General features: G+C 73.5%; 14 protein-coding genes and 1 riboswitch. Of the genes, 9 read left to right on the top strand and 5 right to left on the bottom strand.

Features of this window, described 5'->3' with window-relative positions; all coding sequences use genetic code 11:
• Nucleotides 1–57: 57 nt before the first annotated feature.
• The 4 genes from LY71_RS08850 to uvrB all read right to left on the bottom strand — a co-directional run bounded on the left by LY71_RS08850 (nt 58) and on the right by uvrB (nt 6,192).
• Entirely contained in the window at nt 58–1,443 is a 1,386-nt protein-coding gene (locus LY71_RS08850; protein WP_170121282.1) for a VWA domain-containing protein, read from the bottom strand.
• A 171-nt stretch (nt 1,444–1,614) separates the two neighbouring features.
• Nucleotides 1,615–2,196: a TerD family protein gene (locus tag LY71_RS08845; protein WP_106276612.1), complete on the bottom strand. Its 582-nt coding sequence runs from the start codon at nt 2,194–2,196 to the stop codon at nt 1,615–1,617.
• 231 nt (nt 2,197–2,427) lie between these two features.
• Nucleotides 2,428–3,570 (bottom strand): TerC family protein, encoded by a 1,143-nt coding sequence (locus LY71_RS08840; protein WP_146146089.1) that lies wholly within the window; start codon nt 3,568–3,570, stop codon nt 2,428–2,430.
• 501 nt (nt 3,571–4,071) lie between these two features.
• On the bottom strand, nt 4,072–6,192 hold the full coding sequence (uvrB, locus tag LY71_RS08835; protein WP_106276611.1) for an excinuclease ABC subunit UvrB: 2,121 nt from the start codon (nt 6,190–6,192) through the stop codon (nt 4,072–4,074).
• Between the two features lie 475 nt (nt 6,193–6,667).
• On the opposite strand from uvrB, the gene glgX reads away from it, so the two are divergent.
• From glgX to LY71_RS08810, 5 genes are all read left to right on the top strand, one after another.
• Nucleotides 6,668–8,773 carry a glycogen debranching protein GlgX gene (gene glgX / locus LY71_RS08830; RefSeq protein ID WP_106276610.1) on the top strand — a complete coding sequence of 702 codons (2,106 nt, stop codon included), beginning with the start codon at nt 6,668–6,670 and terminating at the stop codon, nt 8,771–8,773.
• Entirely contained in the window at nt 8,770–11,109 is a 2,340-nt protein-coding gene (gene treY / locus LY71_RS08825; RefSeq protein WP_106276609.1) for a malto-oligosyltrehalose synthase, read from the top strand. Before glgX ends, treY begins: the two co-directional genes overlap by 4 nt.
• 256 nt (nt 11,110–11,365) lie before the next feature.
• Nucleotides 11,366–11,466: riboswitch (cyclic di-AMP (ydaO/yuaA leader) on the top strand.
• Between the two features lie 61 nt (nt 11,467–11,527).
• Nucleotides 11,528–12,079, top strand: a complete 552-nt coding sequence (locus tag LY71_RS24430) for a LysM peptidoglycan-binding domain-containing protein (protein ID WP_281261596.1) — start codon at nt 11,528–11,530, stop codon at nt 12,077–12,079.
• A gap of 110 nt (nt 12,080–12,189) precedes the next feature.
• Nucleotides 12,190–13,941 carry a malto-oligosyltrehalose trehalohydrolase gene (gene treZ / locus LY71_RS08815; protein WP_106276607.1) on the top strand — a complete coding sequence of 584 codons (1,752 nt, stop codon included), beginning with the start codon at nt 12,190–12,192 and terminating at the stop codon, nt 13,939–13,941.
• Nucleotides 13,941–14,663, top strand: a complete 723-nt coding sequence (locus LY71_RS08810) for a dihydrofolate reductase family protein (RefSeq protein ID WP_106276606.1) — start codon at nt 13,941–13,943, stop codon at nt 14,661–14,663. The genes treZ and LY71_RS08810 overlap by 1 nt, the downstream gene beginning before the upstream one ends.
• Here the strand turns inward: LY71_RS08810 and LY71_RS08805 are convergent.
• Entirely contained in the window at nt 14,638–14,832 is a 195-nt protein-coding gene (locus LY71_RS08805; protein ID WP_106276605.1) for a DoxX family protein, read from the bottom strand. The two genes, LY71_RS08810 and LY71_RS08805, sit on opposite strands and share 26 nt — an antisense overlap.
• 164 nt (nt 14,833–14,996) lie before the next feature.
• Between LY71_RS08805 and LY71_RS08800 the strand changes: the two genes are divergently transcribed.
• From LY71_RS08800 to LY71_RS08785, 4 genes are read left to right on the top strand one after another with little or no spacing between them, the layout of a single operon-like run.
• Entirely contained in the window at nt 14,997–16,064 is a 1,068-nt protein-coding gene (locus LY71_RS08800; protein ID WP_106276604.1) for an ATP-dependent DNA ligase, read from the top strand.
• Nucleotides 16,065–16,117: 53 nt separating this feature from the next.
• Nucleotides 16,118–17,680 (top strand): alpha/beta hydrolase, encoded by a 1,563-nt coding sequence (locus tag LY71_RS08795; protein WP_106276747.1) that lies wholly within the window; start codon nt 16,118–16,120, stop codon nt 17,678–17,680.
• 37 nt (nt 17,681–17,717) lie between these two features.
• A complete protein-coding gene (locus LY71_RS08790) occupies nt 17,718–18,791 on the top strand; it encodes a DNA polymerase domain-containing protein (protein ID WP_106276603.1) in 1,074 nt (357 codons plus the stop codon).
• A gap of 49 nt (nt 18,792–18,840) precedes the next feature.
• Entirely contained in the window at nt 18,841–19,764 is a 924-nt protein-coding gene (locus LY71_RS08785) for a tyrosine-type recombinase/integrase (RefSeq protein ID WP_106276602.1), read from the top strand.
• The last annotated feature ends 3 nt before the right edge of the window (nt 19,765–19,767 follow it).

Genomic DNA, 19,767 nt, shown 5'->3' with positions numbered 1-19,767 from the left:
TCGTTCCCTTCCACCCGCTGCTGGATGTGGGTCCTGCGGTGCCGGCGAGCCGGCGGCTCACCGGAGGAGCAGTCCCTGGGCGCGCGCCCGGCGCAGCCAGTCGGGGTACTCGGTCATCAGCCGGTCGAACAGCGCGTCGTCGCTGATCGGCCGGCGGCCCATGAGGTCGTCCTGGGCGACGGCGAAGAAGTCGGCGTTGTCGGTGTAGCGGCCCTCGAGGTCGTCCAGGCGCTGCAGGTAGGAGAACTGCCGCTCCGGGCCGATGCCCATGAACTGCCAGAACACCGGCTCGAACGACGCCGACCGGATCTGCCGGGTGGCCACCGCCTTGTCGCTGGGCGCGCCGTCGGTGAGGAACATGACGTACACGGGCACCTGCGCCGGCTGCGGCTCGACGCGCTCCCGGCTGTCGCCGAAGTAGGCCTGCCGGACGGCGGCCATCGCCGCGCCGTAGCGGGTGTCGTACTCCAGCCGGTACTGCCGGGTGAGGTCGGCGATGTACTGCTGGTGGCCCTCCAGGCGCAGCCCCGGCTCGGGCCGGTGGACGTCCTTGCCGAAGAGGAACACGTCGACGACGCCGTCGTCGTCGAAGCGCAGCCCCAGCGCGAGCACCCGCTCGGCCAGCCGCTGCACGGCGCCGGCGCGGTAGAGGGCGGCCATCGAGCCGGAGATGTCCAGGACGAGGGCGACCCGCGCGGTGTGCTCGCCCAGGCCGCGCTTCTCCAGGCTGACGCCGGCGGTCTTGACCAGGCTGAGCATCTGCGGGGCGGAGGTCGCGAGCTTCTTCTCGAGGTCGACCAGCCGGCGCTTCTCCATGCTCACCGGCGGGGTGCTCACCGGCGGGGTGCTCACCGGCGGCGCCGCGGGTGCCGGGGCGGCGGCCTGCGGGGCGGCGGTCGCCGGCTCGTCGTCGACGCTGACGCCGACGTCGGTGGCCAGCCCCGCCAGGCCGGTGGTGAAACCCTGCCCGACCGCGCGGACCTTCCACTCCGCGCCGCGGCGGTACACCTCGGCGAAGACGAGGGCGGTCTCCGGACCGGCGGCGAGCTCGCAGCGGACGGCGGCCGCGCCGCCCTCGGGGCCCACCTCGACGGCCAGGCCGGAGAGCCCGCCGAAGGTGCCCGCCCCGTCGAGGGAGGCGCCGATGACGACCTTCTCGACGTCGGGCGGCAGCGCGGCGGGATCGATGCGCACCTGGTCGACGGTGGCGCCGCCGCGGGTGGACTTGCCCAGGTGGCGGACCGCGCCGCCGGCCCCGGAGGGCTGGTTGTAGAAGACGAAGTCGTCGTCGCTGCGGACCCTGCCGGCGCCGGTGGTGAGGAAGGCCGACAGGTCGGCGTCGACCCCGGGGGCCGGGGTCCAGGTGAGGGTGACGACGACGGGACCGGTCAGGCCGGCCTGGGCCAGGCCGACGTTGCCGCCCCGGGTGAGGACGTGGACCACGCTGCGGCCGCTCAGCCGCGGGGGCGGGGGGTGGACGGGCGGCCGGGCTCGGCCATGGGGACCTCCGGGTCTCGAGGGCTGGCGCAGCGCAGCGCGGCGGCCCCGGCCGGGCGGCGTCGCCACCCGGCCGGGGTGCCGGGCCCGGACGCGGGGGTCCGGGCCCGGCGGGGGTCAGCCGACGTTGACGCCGAAGTCCTGGGCGATGCCGCGCAGGCCGGAGGCGTAGCCCTGGCCCACCGCGCGGAACTTCCACTCGGCGCCGTTGCGGTACAGCTCGCCGAAGACCATGGCGGTCTCGACCGAGGCGTCCTCGGTCAGGTCGTAGCGGGCGATCTCCGCGCCGTTGGCCTGGTTGACCACGCGGATGAACGCGTTGCGGACGGCGCCGAAGTTCTGCTTGCGGCTGTCCGCGTCGTAGATGGACACCGGGAAGACGATCTTCTGGCAGGTCGGCGGGACCGAGGAGAGGTCGACCTGGATGACCTCGTCGTCGCCCTCGCCGGCGCCGGTGAGGTTGTCACCGACGTGCACCACCGAGCCGTCGGGGCTGCGCAGGTTGTTGAAGAAGACGAAGCCCGAGTCGTCCGGGGTGACCTTGCCCTCGGGGCCGACCATGATCGCCGATGCGTCGAGGTCGAAGTCGCCACCGGAGAACGTGTTGACGTCCCAGCCGAGGCCGACGTTCACCGCGGTCAGACCCGGGGCCTCCTTGGTCAGCGAGACGTTCCCGCCCTTGGAGAGGCTGACACCCATCTGTTTGGACTCCCATGTCGCGTGCGGTAGCGGGTCGGCGGTCGCCGCCCTGCTCGGGCGCCGGCGGAGCCGGCGCTGCCGGACGACGGCGCGGGCGCGGGCGCCCGGGCTCGGCCCCCGGCACCGCTCCGCGGGACGCCGGTCGGGCGTCCCGCGGAGCGGACGTGTCTCGGATACTGCCCGACGATCACGGGCGGCAACAGGTTCCCCGGCGCCGTCGCCGGGCGGGGGTCAGACGGTGCCGCGCCCGTCCCCGGGGTCGCGCGACCCGGCCGGCGCCGGGGTCACGGAGCGGTCGCCGCTGTCGGCGGGGACGCCGTCCGCGCGCACCTCGCCCGCGACGCCCGGGCCGGTGGTGCCCACCGTCGGGGTGCCGGTGCGGCCGGCGCGGGCCGCGGCCTCCCGCTCGTCGCGGCGGCTGCGGGCGAGGCTGGCGACGGTGGTGACGAGCAGGGTGACCACGATGACCGCCAGCGACAGCCAGGTCGGCACCTCCGGGATGGCCGTCACGTGCTCGCCGCCGTTGATGAACGGCAGCTCGTTCTCGTGCAGGGCGTGGATGAGCAGCTTGACGCCGATGAAGCCGAGGATGACCGCCAGGCCGTAGTGCAGGTAGACCAGCCGGTCGAGCAGGCCGTCGATGAGGAAGAACAGCTGGCGCAGGCCGAGCAGCGAGAAGGCGTTGGCGGCGAAGACGAGGAAGGTCTCCTCGGTCAGGCCGAAGATGGCCGGGATCGAGTCGACGGCGAAGAGGATGTCGGCGCTGCCGATGGCGACCAGCGCGATGGCCAGCGGGGTGATGTGCCGCCTGCCGTCGAGCTTCGTCGTCATCCGGTCGGAGTGGTACTCCTCGGTGGTCGGGATGACGCGGCGGACCAGCCGGAGGAAGCCGTTCTCCTTGAACTCGTCGTCCTCGTCACCGCTGGCGCGGGCCTGGACGACGGCGGTGTAGATGAGGAAGGCGCCGAAGAGGTAGAAGACCCAGCTGAAGTTCTCGATCGCCGCGGCGCCGAGGAGGATGAAGACCGTCCGCAGGACCAGCGCGAAGGCGATGCCGAACAGCAGCACCTTCTGCTGCAGCTCCCGGGGCACCGCGAAGCTGGCCATGATCAGGACGAAGACGAACAGGTTGTCCACCGAGAGGCTCTTCTCGGTGATGTAACCGGCGAAGTACTCACCGCCGTACTGGCCGCCGGCGAAGACCCACACGCCGATGCCGAACACGACGGCGATGGCGACGTAGATCGCCGACCAGGTCGCCGCCTCGCGCAGCGACGGGGCGTGCGGTGTGCGCACGTGGCCGACGAAGTCGAACACGATCATGGCGATGATCGCGCCGACCGTGATCGCCCAGACCCAGAAGGGGACGTCCACGACAGGTACCTCCGGTGACTCTGCGGCGCGCTCGCGCCGCGTGTCGGGCCTGAGGTCTCTCCCACCGCCTCGGTCGAGGTGGCCGGCGGTACCGGAGGCCCTCGGGGACCTCGTGCTGACGACACCGCCGCGTGGGGATACTCCCCTCCACGGATGACCCCCCGAGGCGGACCTGCTGACGGACCGCGGTCGGGGGGTTCCTTCCCCACAGACGTCCCCGAGATGCGCGGTGTTCCTCGATGAGAGAACTCTCATCGGGGGCCCGCCCCCACCCCGCCGGTCGACGGGGTGGGCGAGCGCACCGTTCCGGACGTCGGAACGGGGCGTGGGCGCACACCGTCGATCGCCCACGCGCGGCCGCTGCGCCGCGCCGTCTCCTCGTTCGACGGTGCACGCCCGCGCCCGGTTCCCCGACCGGGGACGGGCGCACCCACCGTCGGCGGTCCGAGCGTCCGCGACGGGCGCGGGCCGCCGTCCGGCCCGGTGGTCGGCGGCCCGGTCTCAGGCGTGCGCGGCGTCGAGCTGGCGCAGCTCCTTCTTCAGCTCGGTCAGCTCGTCGCGCAGCCGGGCGGCCACCTCGAACTGCAGCTCGCGGGCCGCGGCCAGCATCTGGTCGTTCATCTGGGTGATGAGGTCGGCCAGCTCGGCGCGCGGCAGGCCCTGCACGTCGATCGCCCCGGCCTTGCCCTTCTTGCCGGCCTTCGACGACAGCCCGGGCACCGGTGCCTTGCCGCGGGACTGCTGCCGGCCCGAGCCGCCGACCAGCTCGACGTTCTCGGTGTCCTCGGCCGCGCGGTAGATGCCGTCGAGGATGTCGACGATCTTCTTGCGCAGCGGCTGCGGGTCGATGCCGCGCTCGCGGTTGTAGGCGATCTGCTTCTCGCGGCGCCGGTTGGTCTCGTCGATCGCCTGGGCCATCGACGGGGTGACCGTGTCGGCGTACATGTGCACCTGGCCCGACACGTTGCGCGCGGCCCGGCCGATCGTCTGGATCAGCGACTTGCCCGAGCGGAGGAAGCCCTCCTTGTCGGCGTCGAGGATGGCCACCAGCGACACCTCGGGCAGGTCCAGGCCCTCGCGCAGCAGGTTGATGCCGACCAGCACGTCGTACTCGCCCTGCCGCAGCTCGCGCAGCAGCTCGACCCGGCGCAGGGTGTCGACCTCGGAGTGCAGGTAGCGCACCTTGATGCCGAGCTCGAGCAGGTAGTCGGTGAGGTCCTCGGCCATCTTCTTGGTCAGCGTGGTGACCAGGACCCGCTCGTCCTTCTCGACCCGCAGGCGGATCTCGTGCACCAGGTCGTCGATCTGGCCCTTGGTCGGCTTGACGACGACCTCCGGGTCGACCAGGCCGGTCGGGCGGATGACCTGCTCGACGACCTCGCCGCCGGTGCGGCCGAGCTCGTAGTCGCCCGGGGTGGCCGACAGGTAGACGGTCTGGCCGATCCGGTCGGTGAACTCCTCCCACCGCAGCGGGCGGTTGTCCATCGCCGAGGGCAGCCGGAAGCCGTGGTCGACCAGCGTCCGCTTGCGGCTCATGTCGCCCTCGTACATGCCGCCGATCTGCGGCACGGTCACGTGCGACTCGTCGATGACGAGCAGGAAGTCCTCGGGGAAGTAGTCGAGCAGGCAGGCGCCGGCGGTGCCGGGCGCGCGGCCGTCGATGTGCCGCGAGTAGTTCTCGATGCCGGAGCAGAAACCGACCTGCCGCATCATCTCGATGTCGTAGGTGGTGCGCATGCGCAGCCGCTGGGCCTCCAGCAGCTTGCCCTGCCGCTCCAGCTCGGCCAGCCGCTGCTCCAGCTCGGCCTCGATGGTGGCGATCGCCCGCTCCATCCGCTCCGGGCCGGCCACGTAGTGCGTCGCGGGGAAGACGAACAGCTCCTGCACCTCGCGGACGACCTCGCCGGTGAGCGGGTGCAGGTAGTAGAGCCGCTCCACCTCGTCGCCGAACATCTCGATCCGGACGGCGAGCTCCTCGTAGACCGGGAAGACCTCGATCGTGTCGCCGCGCACCCGGAACGTGCCGCGGGTGAAGGACAGGTCGTTGCGGGTGTACTGCTCGGTGACCAGCGTGCGCAGCAGCTCGTCGCGGTCGCGCTCCTCCCCCACCGAGATCTTCAGCGCCCGGTCGACGTACTCCTGCGGCGTGCCCAGGCCGTAGATGCAGGAGACGGTGGCGACCACGACGACGTCGCGCCGGGTCAGCAGCGCCTGGGTGGCCGAGTGCCGCAGCCGCTCGACCTCGTCGTTGACCGAGCTGTCCTTCTCGATGTAGGTGTCGGTCTGCGGGACGTAGGCCTCGGGCTGGTAGTAGTCGTAGTACGAGACGAAGTACTCGACGGCGTTGCCGGGCAGCAGCTCGCGGAACTCGTTGGCCAGCTGCGCGGCCAGTGTCTTGTTCGGCGCCATGACCAGCGTCGGCCGCTGCACCTGCTCGATGAGCCAGGCGGTGGTGGCGGACTTCCCGGTGCCGGTGGCGCCCAGCAGCACGGTGTCCTGCTCCCCCGCGTTCACCTTCTCCGCCAGCGCCCGGATGGCGGCCGGCTGGTCGCCCGCGGGCTGGAACTCGCTGACGACGCGGAAGCGCCCCTGGGTGGGCCGGATGTCGGTGGTCGCGCGCACGGGACGACGGTACGACCGCACGGTGACAGAACGGCGGGTGTGACGGGAGCGCACGTGCGGGGCGCGTGGGCCCGACCGGTTGCGCGCCGGCGCCCCGCTGTGCTCGTGCCGTCCCCGGTGCTGCGCTAGCGTGCCCTCTCGCAGGCGCGGTGCCGCGCCGGGGACCAGTGCCACCCGGGATGCCCGGACGAGGTCGGACCCCGGCGCCCCGCGGCTCGGTACCAGGTCTCCCCGGCGCACGCCGGGGCACACCGGACCTGCGCACGACGCCCTCCGCGGCCCCGGCCGCGGAGGGCGTCGTCGTCCCGGGAGCCGCCGGGGCCCGGCGTGATCTCCGCCGCGCCAGGTGTGGGCCCGCCCGGATCGGGCACAGGGACCGGCGGGCACCAGGTGCCCAGACCCCCCGCGACGGCCGCGTCGGGGGGCCACCGCGTCCCGTGAGGTGTGGGACGCCCGTGCAGGAGGAAACACTCGAATGACCCAGGTGTGGCCCGGATCCGCCTACCCGCTGGGTGCCACGTACGACGGCACCGGGACCAACTTCGCGCTCTTCAGCGAGGTGGCCGAAAAGGTGGAGCTCTGCCTCTTCGACGAGGCGGGCAACGAGGAGCGCATCCGGCTCCCCGAGATGGACGGCTACGTCTGGCACGCCTTCCTGCCCGGCATCCAGCCCGGGCAGCGCTACGGCTACCGCGTACACGGCCCCTACGACCCGGAGAACGGGCACCGCTGCAACCCGAACAAGCTGCTGCTCGACCCCTACGCCAAGGCGATCGACGGGTCGATCGACTGGGACGAGGCCTGCTTCGGCTACCGGTTCGGCAGCGGGGAGCGCAACGACGACGACTCGGCGCCGCACATGCCGAAGTCGGTCGTGATCAACCCCTACTTCGACTGGGGCGTCGACCGCCCGCCGAGGACGCCGTACAACAAGACGGTCATCTACGAGGCCCACGTCAAGGGGCTGACGATGACCCACCCGCGCATCCCCGAGGAGCTGCGCGGCACCTACGCCGGCATCGCCCACCCCGCGGTCGTCGAGCACCTGCAGTCGCTGGGCATCACGGCGATCGAGCTCATGCCGGTGCACCAGTTCGTGCAGGACGACACGCTGCTGCAGAAGGGCCTGCGCAACTACTGGGGCTACAACACGATCGGTTTCTTCGCGCCGCACAACGAGTACGCGCAGCAGACCGACGGCCAGCAGGTGCAGGAGTTCAAGGGCATGGTCCGGACCCTGCACGAGGCGGGCATCGAGGTCATCCTCGACGTCGTCTACAACCACACGGCCGAGGGCAACCACATGGGCCCGACGCTGTCGTTCAAGGGCATCGACAACCGGACGTACTACCGGCTGGTCGAGGGCGACGAGCAGTACTACATGGACACCACCGGCACCGGGAACTCGCTCAACGTCCGCACCCCGCAGGCGCTGCAGCTGATCATGGACTCGCTGCGCTACTGGGTGACCGAGATGCACGTCGACGGCTTCCGCTTCGACCTCGCCTCCACCCTCGCCCGCCAGTTCCACGAGGTGGACCGGCTCTCGGCGTTCTTCGACCTGGTGCACCAGGACCCGGTCGTCAGCCAGGTGAAGCTCATCGCCGAGCCGTGGGACATCGGCGACGGCGGCTACCAGGTGGGCAACTTCCCCGCGCTGTGGACCGAGTGGAACGGCAAGTACCGCGACACCGTGCGCGACTTCTGGCGCGGCGAGGACGCCACCATCGGCGAGTTCGCCAGCCGGATCTCCGGCTCGGCCGACCTCTACAAGCACTCGGGGCGCCGGCCGGTGGCCAGCATCAACTTCGTCACCGCGCACGACGGGTTCACCCTCAACGACCTCGTCTCCTACAACGAGAAGCACAACGAGGCCAACGGCGAGGGCAACAACGACGGCGAGAGCCACAACCGCAGCTGGAACTGCGGCGTCGAGGGCGACACCGACGACGCCGAGGTGCTGGCGCTGCGGGCCCGTCAGCGGCGCAACTTCATCACCACGCTGATGCTGTCCCAGGGCGTGCCGATGCTGCTGCACGGCGACGAGCTGGGCCGCACGCAGGGCGGCAACAACAACGGCTACTGCCAGGACTCCGAGCTGACCTGGATCGACTGGGACGACGTCGACGAGGGGCTGCTGGAGTTCACCAAGCTGGTCACCCGGCTGCGCACCGAGCACCCGACCTTCCGCCGCCGCCGGTTCTTCCACGGCCGGCCGGTGCGCCGCGAGGAGGGCGACCCGGTGCAGGACGTCGCCTGGTTCACCCCGTCCGGTGAGCTGATGAGCGACGAGGACTGGGACGCCGGTTTCGCCAAGTCGCTGGCCATGTACCTCAACGGCCACGGCATCCGGGAGACCGACGAGCGCGGCGAGGACGTCGTCGACGACTGCTTCTACCTGGCCTTCAACGCCTCCCACGAGCCGATCGACTACACCGTGCCGTCGGCGGACTACGCCGAGGGCTGGACCGTCGTCGTCGACACCGCCGAGTTCGGCGAGGTGGAGCCGGTGCAGGTCAAGGCCGGTGACGTCCTCACCGTGGCCGCCCGCGCCACCGTCGTCCTGCAGGCGGCCCCGTGAGCGAGCCGCTGAGCGAGGACCGGCGCCGCGCCGTCCCCACCGGGACCTACCGGCTCCAGGTCACCGCCGACTTCCCCCTCGACGACGCCGCGGCGGTGGCCGGCTACCTGGCCGACCTCGGCGTCAGCCACGCGTACTCCTCGCCGCTGCTGCGGGCGGCGGCGGGCAGCACGCACGGCTACGACACCGTCGACCACGCGCACGTCGACGAGTCCCGCGGCGGGCAGGAGGGCTTCGACCGGCTCGTCGCGGCGCTGCACGAGCACGGCCTGGGCCTGGTGCTCGACCTGGTGCCCAACCACATGGGCGTGGCCGACCCGGCCGAGGCGCCCTGGTGGTGGGACGTGCTGCAGCACGGGCGGGACAGCGCGCACGCGTCGGCGTTCGACGTCGACTGGGACTTCGGCGACGGACGCGTCCGCATCCCGGTCCTGGGCTCGGCCGACGACGTCGAGAAGCTCGAGGTCGTCGACGGGGAGCTGCGGTACTACGACAACCGCTTCCCGATCGCGCCGGGCACCGGTCAGGGGACGCCCCAGGAGGTGCACGACCGGCAGCACTACGAGCTGGTCGACTGGCGGCGCGCGGACTCCGACCTCAACTACCGCCGGTTCTTCGCCATCAACACCCTCGCCGGGCTCCGGGTCGAGGACCCCGAGGTCTTCGCCGCGACCCACGAGCTGGTGCTGCGCATGGTGGCCGACGGCGCCGTCGACGGGCTGCGCATCGACCACCCCGACGGCCTCGCCGACCCGAAGGGCTACCTCGACCGGCTGGCCGAGGCCTCCGGCGGCCGGTGGACCGTGGTCGAGAAGATCCTCGAGCCCGGCGAGGACCTGCCCGAGAGCTGGCGGACGGCGGGCACCACCGGCTACGACGCCCTCGCCGAGGTCGACGACGTGCTCGTCGACCCGGCCGGCGAGGCGGCGCTGACCGCGCTGGACACCGAGCTGTCGGGCCGCGAGGTCGACTACGCGCAGCTGGTGCACGACTGCAAGCGCGAGGTGACCGACGGCAGCCTCGGCTCGGAGGTCGCCCGGCTGGTGCGGGTGATGGGCGAGTTGCCCGGCATCGACCGCCAGCAGCAGGTCGAGGCGCTGGCCGAGCTGCTGGCGACCTTCCCGGTCTACCGCAGCTACCTGCCCGACGGCCGCGAGCACCTCGACGCCGCCGTGGCCGCCGTCCGCGACCGCCGGCCCGACCTGGTCGCCGCCGTCGACGCGCTGCACCCCGTGCTGGCGCAGGCCGGCACGGAGGCGGCCACCCGCTTCGAGCAGACCAGCGGCCCGGTGATGGCCAAGGGCGTCGAGGACAGCGCCTACTACCGGTGGGCGCGGTTCGTGGTGCTCAACGAGGTGGGCGGGGACCCGGCGCGGTTCGGCAGCACCGTGGCGGAGTTCCACGAGGCCCAGGTCCGGCGGGCCGAGCGCCGGCCCGAGTCGATGACCACGCTGACCACGCACGACACCAAGCGCAGCGAGGACACCCGGGCCCGGCTGGCCGTCCTCGCCGAGGTGCCCACCGAGTGGGCCGACCTGGTGCGCGGCTGGCTGTCCCGGCACCCGCTGCCCGACCGGCCGCTGGCGCACCTGGTGTGGCAGAACCTGGTCGGCGCCTGGCCGCTGTCGCGCGACCGGGCGCACGCCTACGCCGAGAAGGCCGCCCGGGAGGCGGGCACCTCCACGACGTGGACCGACGTCGACGAGGCGTTCGAGACCCAGCTGCACGCGGTGGTCGACGCCGCCTACGACGACGAGGACACGCACCGCGAGATCGAGGCGTTCGTCGCCCGCATCGGGCCGGCCGGGCGGTCCAACGGGCTGGCGCAGAAGCTGCTGCAGCTGACGATGCCGGGAGTGCCCGACGTCTACCAGGGCACCGAGCTGTGGGACCACTCGCTGGTCGACCCCGACAACCGCCGCCCGGTCGACTACGCCGCCCGCCGGCAGCTGCTGGCCCGGCTCGACGCCGGCGAGGCGCCCGGGGTCGACGAGGACGGCGCGGCCAAGCTGCTGGTCGTGTCGCGGGTGCTGCGGCTGCGGCGGGACCGGCCGGAGCTGTTCACCGGCTACGCGCCGGTCGAGGCCACCGGGTCGGCCGCCGGCCACGTCGTCGCCTTCGACCGCGGGTCCGCGGAGCACGGCGGCGCGGTGACCGTGGCGACCCGGCTCCCGATCGGCCTGGCGGGCAGCGGCTGGGGCGACACCGCGCTGGCGCTGCCGACCGGCGCCTGGCGCGACGTGCTCACCGGCACGCGGGTGGTCTCCGACGCCGGCGGCGCACCCGTCGGCGAGCTGCTCGCCCGGCTGCCGGTGGCCCTGCTCGTCCGCGACTGAGGCACAGGTCACGTCCCCGTCGCCGACGGGGACGTGACCTGCGCGGACGCCCGGCGCCGAGTGGGTGACCGGGCGCGACACGCCTGGGACGCGTGGGGCACGACGTGCCCCGCCGTGATCCGGTCGTTATGTTTGCCCGCGCACCCGGCCGACAGAGAGCCGGGCGTCGGAGCCGGTCCGCCCAACCCCGTCCGCCGGTGTCCGTTCCTCCTGCACCGCCAGGACGGGGGTGGGGGACCCACTTCGACGGGGCGCGGCCGAGGTCACGGGGGCCGGGCCGCACCGTCTCGGGGTGAAGCCGCACGTCGTGCGGCCGGGGCACCGATCGCTCCGAACCCGACAGCTCACCTCGCAGGCGGCGGATCGGAGTACCCCCATGTCCTCGTCCCTGCTTCGCCGTGCCCTCCTCACGACCGGCGTGACCGCGGTCGCCCTCGGTGTGGCCGCCGGCCCCGCCTCGGCCGCCGCCCCCAACGACTGGGACGCCGTCGCCCAGTGCGAGTCCAGCGGCAACTGGTCGATCAACACCGGCAACGGCTACTACGGCGGCCTGCAGTTCAGCGCCGGCACCTGGGCGGCCTTCGGCGGCCTGGACTACGCCCAGCGCGCCGACCTGGCTACCAAGGCGCAGCAGATCGCCGTCGCCGAGCGCACCCTCGACGCCCAGGGCCCCGGCGCCTGGCCGACCTGCGGCAAGAGCCTCGACCCGAGCGCCCCCGAGGCCGGAGCGGCCGCCCCGGCTGCCGCCCCTGCCCCGGCTCCGGCCGCCGCCCCGGTGGAGCGGGAGCCCGAGGCCGCGTCGCGCGCCGACCGGCCGGCCGGTGAGAGCTACACGGTCGTCGCCGGTGACACGCTGTCTAAGATCGCCGCGGCCCACGGCACGACCTGGGAGGCCCTGTTCGACCTGAACGAGGGCACGCTCAGCGACCCCGACCGCATCGCCGTCGGCCAGGTGCTGAAGCTCGCGTGAGCCGCGCGGCGGCCGGGGGACGCGTCCCCCGGCCGCCGCTGTCGGTGGTTGGCCGGGCGGCAGGCGGGCAAGACCCACCGGTCACCCCCCTGTCCCCTGGAGGCCCCCGCATGTCCGCACCCGTCGAGTTCGCCGTCTGGGCGCCGGTCCCCGAGCGGGTCCGGCTGCAGGTCGACGGCTCGGTGCACGAGATGCGCCGGGACGACGCCGGCTGGTGGCGGGCCGAGGTCGAGGCCGCTCCGGAGGCCGACTACGGCTACCTGCTAGGCGACGACGACACGCCCCGGCCCGACCCGCGCTCCCGGCGCCAGCCCGAGGGCGTGCACGGCCTGTCCCGCCGCTTCGACCCGGCCGCGCACGCCTGGGGCGACCGCGCCTGGACCGGCCGCCCGCTGGCCGGTGGCGTCGTCTACGAGCTGCACGTCGGCACCTTCACCCCCGAGGGGACGCTGGACTCGGCGATCGAGCGGCTCGACCACCTCGTCGACCTCGGCGTCGACTTCGTCGAGCTGCTGCCGGTCAACGGCTTCGACGGCACCCACAACTGGGGCTACGACGGCGTCCTCTGGTACACGGTCCAGGAGAGCTACGGCGGGCCCGCGGCCTACCAGCGCTTCGTCGACGCCTGCCACCAGCGCGGCCTGGGCGTGGTCCAGGACGTCGTCTACAACCACCTCGGCCCGTCGGGGAACTACCTGCCGCTGTTCATGCCGGTCTTCGCCGAGGGCGGCGCGAACACCTGGGGCGAGTCGGTCAACCTCTCCGGCCCCGACTCCGACGAGGTCCGCCGGTACATCCTCGACAACGCCCTGATGTGGCTGCGCGACATGCACGTCGACGGGTTGCGGCTGGACGCCGTCCACGCGCTGGTCGACGAGCGCGCCACCCACGTGCTCGAGGAGATGGCGCAGGAGGTCGACCGGCTCTCGGTCGCCGTCGGCCGGCCGCTGACGCTCATCGCCGAGAGCGACCTCAACGACCCGCGGATGGTCACCCCGCGCGTGGCCGGCGGCCTGGGCATCCACGCCCAGTGGAGCGACGACTTCCACCACGCGCTGCACGCCACGCTCACCGGCGAGGGCCAGGGCTACTACGCCGACTTCGCCGCGGCCGGCCTGGGCGGGCTGGCCAAGACCCTCACCGGGGCCTTCTTCCACGACGGGGCCTGGTCGAGCTTCCGCCGCCGGCACCACGGCCGGCCGGTGGACGCCGCGGCGCTGCCGGGCTGGAAGTTCCTCGGCTACCTGCAGGACCACGACCAGATCGGCAACCGCGCCGTCGGCGACCGCGTCTCGGCGTCGCTGTCCCCGGGCCTGCTCGCCGTCGGGGCGACGCTGGTGCTGACCAGCCCGTTCACCCCGATGCTCTTCATGGGCGAGGAGTGGGGCGCCTCGACGCCGTGGCAGTTCTTCACCAGCCACACCGACCCCGAGATCGGCCGGGCCACCGCCGAGGGGCGCAAGGGCGAGTTCGCCGAGCACGGCTGGGACGAGGACGAGGTGCCCGACCCGCAGGACCCCGAGACGTTCCGGCGCTCGAAGCTGGACTGGTCGGAGGTGGAGCGCGAGCCGCACGCCCGGCTGCTCGAGGTGCACCGGACGCTGCTGGCGCTGCGGCACTCGCAGCCGGAGCTGGTCGACGCCGACCTCTCCGCGGTGGAGGCCGGCTGGGACGACGAGGACCGCGTGCTGGTGGTGCACCGCGGGTCGCTGCGGGTGGTGGCCAACCTGTCGGGCGAGCCGCGGGAGGTCGACCTGGACCGGGCGGCCACCGGGGTGCTGTTCGCCACCGGGGACACCCCCGGGCTCGACGGGACGACGGTGACCGTGCCGGCCGAGAGCGCCGTCGTCCTGACCACCTGATGCGCCGGCTGCACCCCTCGCCGGCGGCGGACCTCTCCGACGACGACCTGGCGGCGGCGTACGCGCTGCCGCCGGGCCGGTCGGTGCGGGTCGACTTCGTGACCTCGCTGGACGGCGCGGTCACCGTGGACGGCCGCAGCGCGGGCCTGGGCTCGCCGGGCGACCGGCGGGTGTTCCGGGTGCTGCGGGCGCTGGCCGACGCGGTGCTGGTCGGGCACGGGACCGCCGCCGCCGAGGGCTACCGGCCGGTGGCCGCCGACTCCGCGGTCGGGCGGCTGCGCGCGGCGCTGGGCCGGCCGGGCACGGCGCCAGTGGTGGTGGTCTCGCGGCGGGCCTCGCTGGCGCCGGGCGACCGGCTGGCCGTCCCCTCGACGGTGCTGGTGACCTGCGCGTCCGCCGACCCCGGACGCCGGGCCGCGCTGGCCGACGCCGGGGTCGAGGTGCTCGTCTGCGGGGACGACGACGTCGACCTGCCGCTGGCGCTGGACCGGCTGGCCGACCGCCGCCTGGCGCAGCTGGTCTGCGAGGGCGGCCCGGCGCTGCTGACCGCGGCGCTGGCCGCAGGGGTCGTCGACGAGCTGGACCTCACCGTCTCACCGGCCCTCGTCGGCGGGGAGAGCCGGCTGGTGACCGACGCGCTGCCCGGCGTCGTCCGCCCCCGCCTGCTGCAGGTGCTGGAGGAGGACGGGGTCCTGTTCACCCGCTACGCCGTCGACCGCTGACGCCCAGGACGCCGACGGCGACGTCGGCCGCTCCGCTGAGGACCACCACGGCCGAGCGGGCTGGCACCCACGGCGGGGCCAGCCGCCGGGAGCGGTCGGGCGACGCGACGTGCGCGATCCCGCCGACGGCCATGGAGGTGGCCAGTGCCCGCGCTGCGGCGTCCCCCACCCGGTCCTCCCTCCGACGCACGCCCAGCCTGCCGCAGACCGCCCGCCGGGCAACGGACCGGCCGCAGCGCGTCGCCGCACCCGGTCGGCCGCTCGCCGTCCCGGCCACCCGTCCGGTCGACGTCGTCGTGTGCGGGGTCGTCCCCCACTGCTTGACTGGCCGGCATGGACCTGCCCCTCCTCCCGCCGGTGAAGCCGATGCTGGCCAAGGCCGTCACCAAGCTGCCGACGGACGACGGCCTGTTCTACGAGCCGAAGTGGGACGGCTTCCGCTGCATCGTCTTCCGCGACGGCGACGAGGTGGAGCTGGGCAGCCGCAACGAGCGCCCGCTGACCCGCTACTTCCCCGAGGTGGTCGCCGCGGTCAAGGAGGCGCTGCCGGAGCGCTGCGTCGTCGACGGCGAGATCGTCGTCCCGCAGGGCGACCGGCTGCACTTCGAGTCGCTGCTGCAGCGCATCCACCCCGCGAAGTCGCGGGTGGACCTGCTGGCCGAGCAGACGCCGGCGCACTTCGTCGCCTTCGACCTGCTGGCGCTGGGCGACGAGTCGCTGCTGGAGACGCCCTTCGCCGAGCGCCAGGCCCGGCTGCACGACTCGGTCACGGCCACCGAGCGGGTGCACGTCACCGCCGTCACCCGCGACGTGGCGACGGCGCAGCGCTGGTTCGAGGAGTTCGAGGGCGCCGGCCTCGACGGCGTCGTCGCCAAGGCCCCCGACCTGCCCTACGGCCCCGACCAGCGGCTGATGGTCAAGGTCAAGCACGTCCGCACCGCCGACGCCGTCGTCGCCGGGTTCCGCTGGCACAAGAGCGGGCCGATCGTCGGCTCGCTGCTGCTGGGCCTCTACGACGACGGCGGGCTGCAGCACATCGGCGTCGCGGCGTCCTTCCCCATGGCCCGGCGGGCGGAGCTGGTCGAGGAGCTGGCGCCCTACCGGGCCGAGGCGCTGGACACCCACCCGTGGCGGGAGTGGGCCAACGCCGAGCTGCAGGCCGACGGCGAGCACCGGATGCCGGGGGCGCAGAGCCGGTGGAACGCCAAGAAGGACCTGTCCTGGGTGCCGCTGCGCCCGGAGCTCGTCGTCGAGGTCAAGTACGACCAGCTGGAGGGGCGGCGGCTGCGGCACACCGGCCAGTTCCTGCGCTGGCGGCCCGACCGCGACCCGCGCAGCTGCACCTACGACCAGCTCGAGGTGCCGGTGCGCTACGACCTGGCCGAGGTGTTCGACGGTTGAGAGACCGGACACGACGCCTGCACTCGCGCCGCGCGGCTCCTAACCTCGTGATCATGCGTCTGCGCCGCGGCCTGCTCGCCGCCTCGACCGGCCTGCTCCTCGCGGTCACCGGGTGCACCTCCTTCTCCGAGTCGGTGTCGGCCTCGGGCTCGTCGGCCGCGACGACGACCCCGGCCGAGGCGGAGGCCGCCCCGATCGCCTGGACCGACTGCGACGCCCAGATCAGCCAGCTCCTCGCCGGGACGCCGGGCAGCGAGCGCGACATCGCCTTCGAGTGCGGCCGCACCGAGGTGCCCATCGACCACGACGAGGCCGACGGCGCCACGCTGCCCTTGTTCCTCATCCGCGCGAAGCTCGCCGGCCAGACCGACCGGATCGGCTCGCTGCTGGTCAACCCGGGCGGACCCGGCGCCTCCGGCGCCGACGCCGCGCTGGGCCTGGCGCTGTCGCTGCCCGAGGACGTGCTGCGCCGCTTCGACCTGGTCGGCTTCGACCCCCGCGGGGTGGGCCTGTCGACGCCGGTCGAGTGCCTCCCGGCCGAGCTCAAGGACCGCTCGATCGCCGCCGAGCCGCGGCCGACGACGCAGGAGCAGATGGACGAGGTGCTCGCGCTCACCGACGAGGCCGCCGCCGCGTGCGCGGAGGAGTACGGCGACGCCCTGGGCACCTTCAACACCGTCGACACCGCCCGCGACATGGACCTGCTGCGCGAGTCCCTCGGCGACGAGCAGCTGACCTACCTGGGCTACTCCTACGGCACCACGCTGGGCTCCACCTACGCCGAGCTGTACCCCGACCGGGTGCGGGCGATGGTGCTCGACGCCGCGGTCGACCCCGACGTCGACCCACAGGCCGACGCCGAGGCGTCGGCCGCCGCCCTCGAGGCCGGCTTCGACGCGTTCGCCGCCAACTGCACCGGGCTGGTCTCGGGCTGCCCGATCGGCGACGACCCGCGTCGGTGGCTCGAGGACCTGCTCGCCCAGGCCGCCGCGAGCCCGATCCCCAGCACCGCCGCCGGGGAGACCCGGACGGCGACCCCCGGCGTGGTCATGACGGCGGTGGTGGCGGCGCTGTACGACCCGGGGTCGTGGCCGCAGCTGTCGCAGTCGCTGGCGGCGGCGCGCTCGAACAACGACAGCGCCGGCCTGTTCTCGCTGGCCGACAGCTACTCGGGCCGGCTCCCGGACGGCGGCTACACCAACCTCTTCGACGCCAACGTCGCCGTCAACTGCGCCGACACCCCCGAGGACGAGGTCTTCTCGGAGGAGCAGGTGCTGCAGCTGGCGCAGGACTGGGGACAGCGCTACCCGCTGTTCGGTGCCGGCAAGGCCTCCAGCCTCTACACCTGCGGCGTGTGGGAGGCCCCGCGCACCCCGCTGCCCGAGCGGGACGCCGAGGGCAGCGCGCCGGTCCTCGTCGTCGGCACCCAGGGCGACCCGGTGACCCCGCTGCCCGGCGCGGTCGACCTGGCCGAGGACCTCGACGCGGGCGTGCTGCTGACCTGGCAGGGCCAGGGGCACACCGCCTACCCCCGCACCCCGTGCGTCACCGACGCGGTCAACGCCTACCTGATCGACCTGACCGTGCCGCAGGACGGCCTGACCTGCCCCGCCTGACGAGAGCCCGACCCGCCGCGCCCGAGACGAGGAGCCCATGGCCAGCAGCAAGGACGCCGTCGTCCTGACCGTCGACGGGCACGAGGTGCGGGTCTCCAACCCGGAGAAGCCGTACTTCGCCGAGCGCGGGATCCGCAAGATCGACGTCGTCGAGTACTTCCTGGCCGTGGGCGAGGGGGTCCTGTTCGCGCTGCGGGACCGGCCGACGACGCTCGAGCGCTGGCCCGGCGGGGTGTTCGAGGGCGCCCGGCTGTCGACCCGGATGGACAACACCGGCGACGCCTTCTACCAGAAGCGGGTGCCCAAGAACGCGCCCGGCTGGGTGCCGACGGCGCACATCACCTTCCCCAGCGGACGGACGGCCGACGAGATCGCTCCGGACTCGGTGGCCGTCGTCGCGTGGTGCGCCAACCTCGGCACGCTGACGTTCCACCCGTGGCCGGTGGACAAGACCGACGTCGAGTCGCCGAACCAGATCCGCATCGACCTCGACCCGCAGCCGGGCACCGACTTCTCCGACGCCGTCCGGGTGGCCCCGCACGTGCGCGAGCTGCTGCACGAGCTCGGCATGGAGGGCTGGCCGAAGACCTCCGGCGGGCGCGGCGTGCACGTGTACGTGCCGATCCAGCCGCGGTGGACCTTCACCGACGTGCGCCGGGCGGTCATCGCCTTCGGCCGGGAGCTGGAACGGCGCCTCCCCGACCGCGTGACGATGTCGTGGTGGAAGGAGGAGCGCGGCGAGAAGATCTTCATCGACTACAACCAGATGGCCCGGGACCGCACGATCGCCTCGGCGTACTCCATCCGGCCCAAGCCGCACGCGCCGGTGTCCGCGCCGCTGGACTGGGACGAGCTGCCCGACGTGCACCCCACCGACTTCACCGTGCTGACCATGCCCGAGCGGTTCCGGGCGGTCGGCGACAAGCACGCCGGCCTGGCCGGGCACGCCTTCGGCATCGAGCCGCTGCTCGAGCTCGCCGAGCGCCAGGCCGCCGACCAGGGCCTGGGCGACCTGCCCTATCCCCCCGACTACCCGAAGATGCCGGGCGAGCCGATGCGGGTGCAGCCGAGTCGCGCTAAGCGTTCTACCAGCGAAGATGCACCATTATGAGACCCCGGCTGGGCTAGCACAGCGCTGTTTCCCCGGATGACCTGCCACCGTGGCGATCCGGCTCGAGGACCTGCTGGCGTCCTTCCGGCGGCACCTGCGGGCCGCCGCCAAGGCGCCGCGGACGATCGAGCTCTACAGCCAGTCGGTGCGGTACTTCAGCCGCTGGCTGGCCGATCGCGGCCGGCCGGTGACGCTGGAGGAGCTGACCAGGCACGCGATCAGCGCCTGGCTGGCCGACCTCGCCGAGACGTGCGAGCCCTCCACCGTCGGGACCCGGCTGCGCGGCATGCGCCGGTTCTGCCGCTGGCTGGTCACCGAAGGAGAACTGGAGAAGGCACCCACCGACGGCATCGAGATCCCCAGCCCACCCGACAAGCCCGTCCCCATCCTCACCGACAGCGAGATCGCCGCCCTTCTGAAGACGTGCGCGGTCCCCCGCGGCCAGCCCGGCGTCTTCCACCGCGCGGTCTTCCTCGGACGCCGCGACGAGGTGGTGCTGCGGCTGCTGCTCGACACCGGCGTCCGGGTCTCGGAGCTGTGCGGGCTGGAGATCACCGACGTGGACCTGGACCGGGAGCTGGCCTACGTCACCGGCAAGGGCTCCCGCCTCCGGGTGGTGCCGTTCGGCGCCAAGACCGCGCAGGCCGTCGACCGCTATCTGCGGGTGCGCGCGCTGCACCCCTATGCCCGGTCGCCGCGGCTGCTACTCGGCCAGCGCGGGCCGATGACCCCCGACGGCGCCCGCGACGTGCTGCACCTCCGTGCTGGGCAGGCCGGCGTCGCCGACGTCCACCCGCACCGCTTCCGGCACACCTTCGCCCACCGGTGGCTGGCCGGAGGAGGACAGGAGCGGGACCTGGTGATGCTGGCCGGCTGGCGGTCCGACGACATGCTCTCCCGGTACGCCGCCTCCACCGCCGTCGAGCGGGCCCACGAGGCGCACCGGCGCCTCGGCCTGGGCGATCGACTGTGAGGC

Source organism: Geodermatophilus tzadiensis (assembly GCF_003002915.1).
Taxonomy (GTDB): Bacteria; Actinomycetota; Actinomycetes; order Mycobacteriales; family Geodermatophilaceae; genus Geodermatophilus; species Geodermatophilus tzadiensis.
The sequence above is the reverse complement of the archived record's forward strand: the minus strand, read 5'-3'. Positions and strand labels throughout refer to the sequence as shown.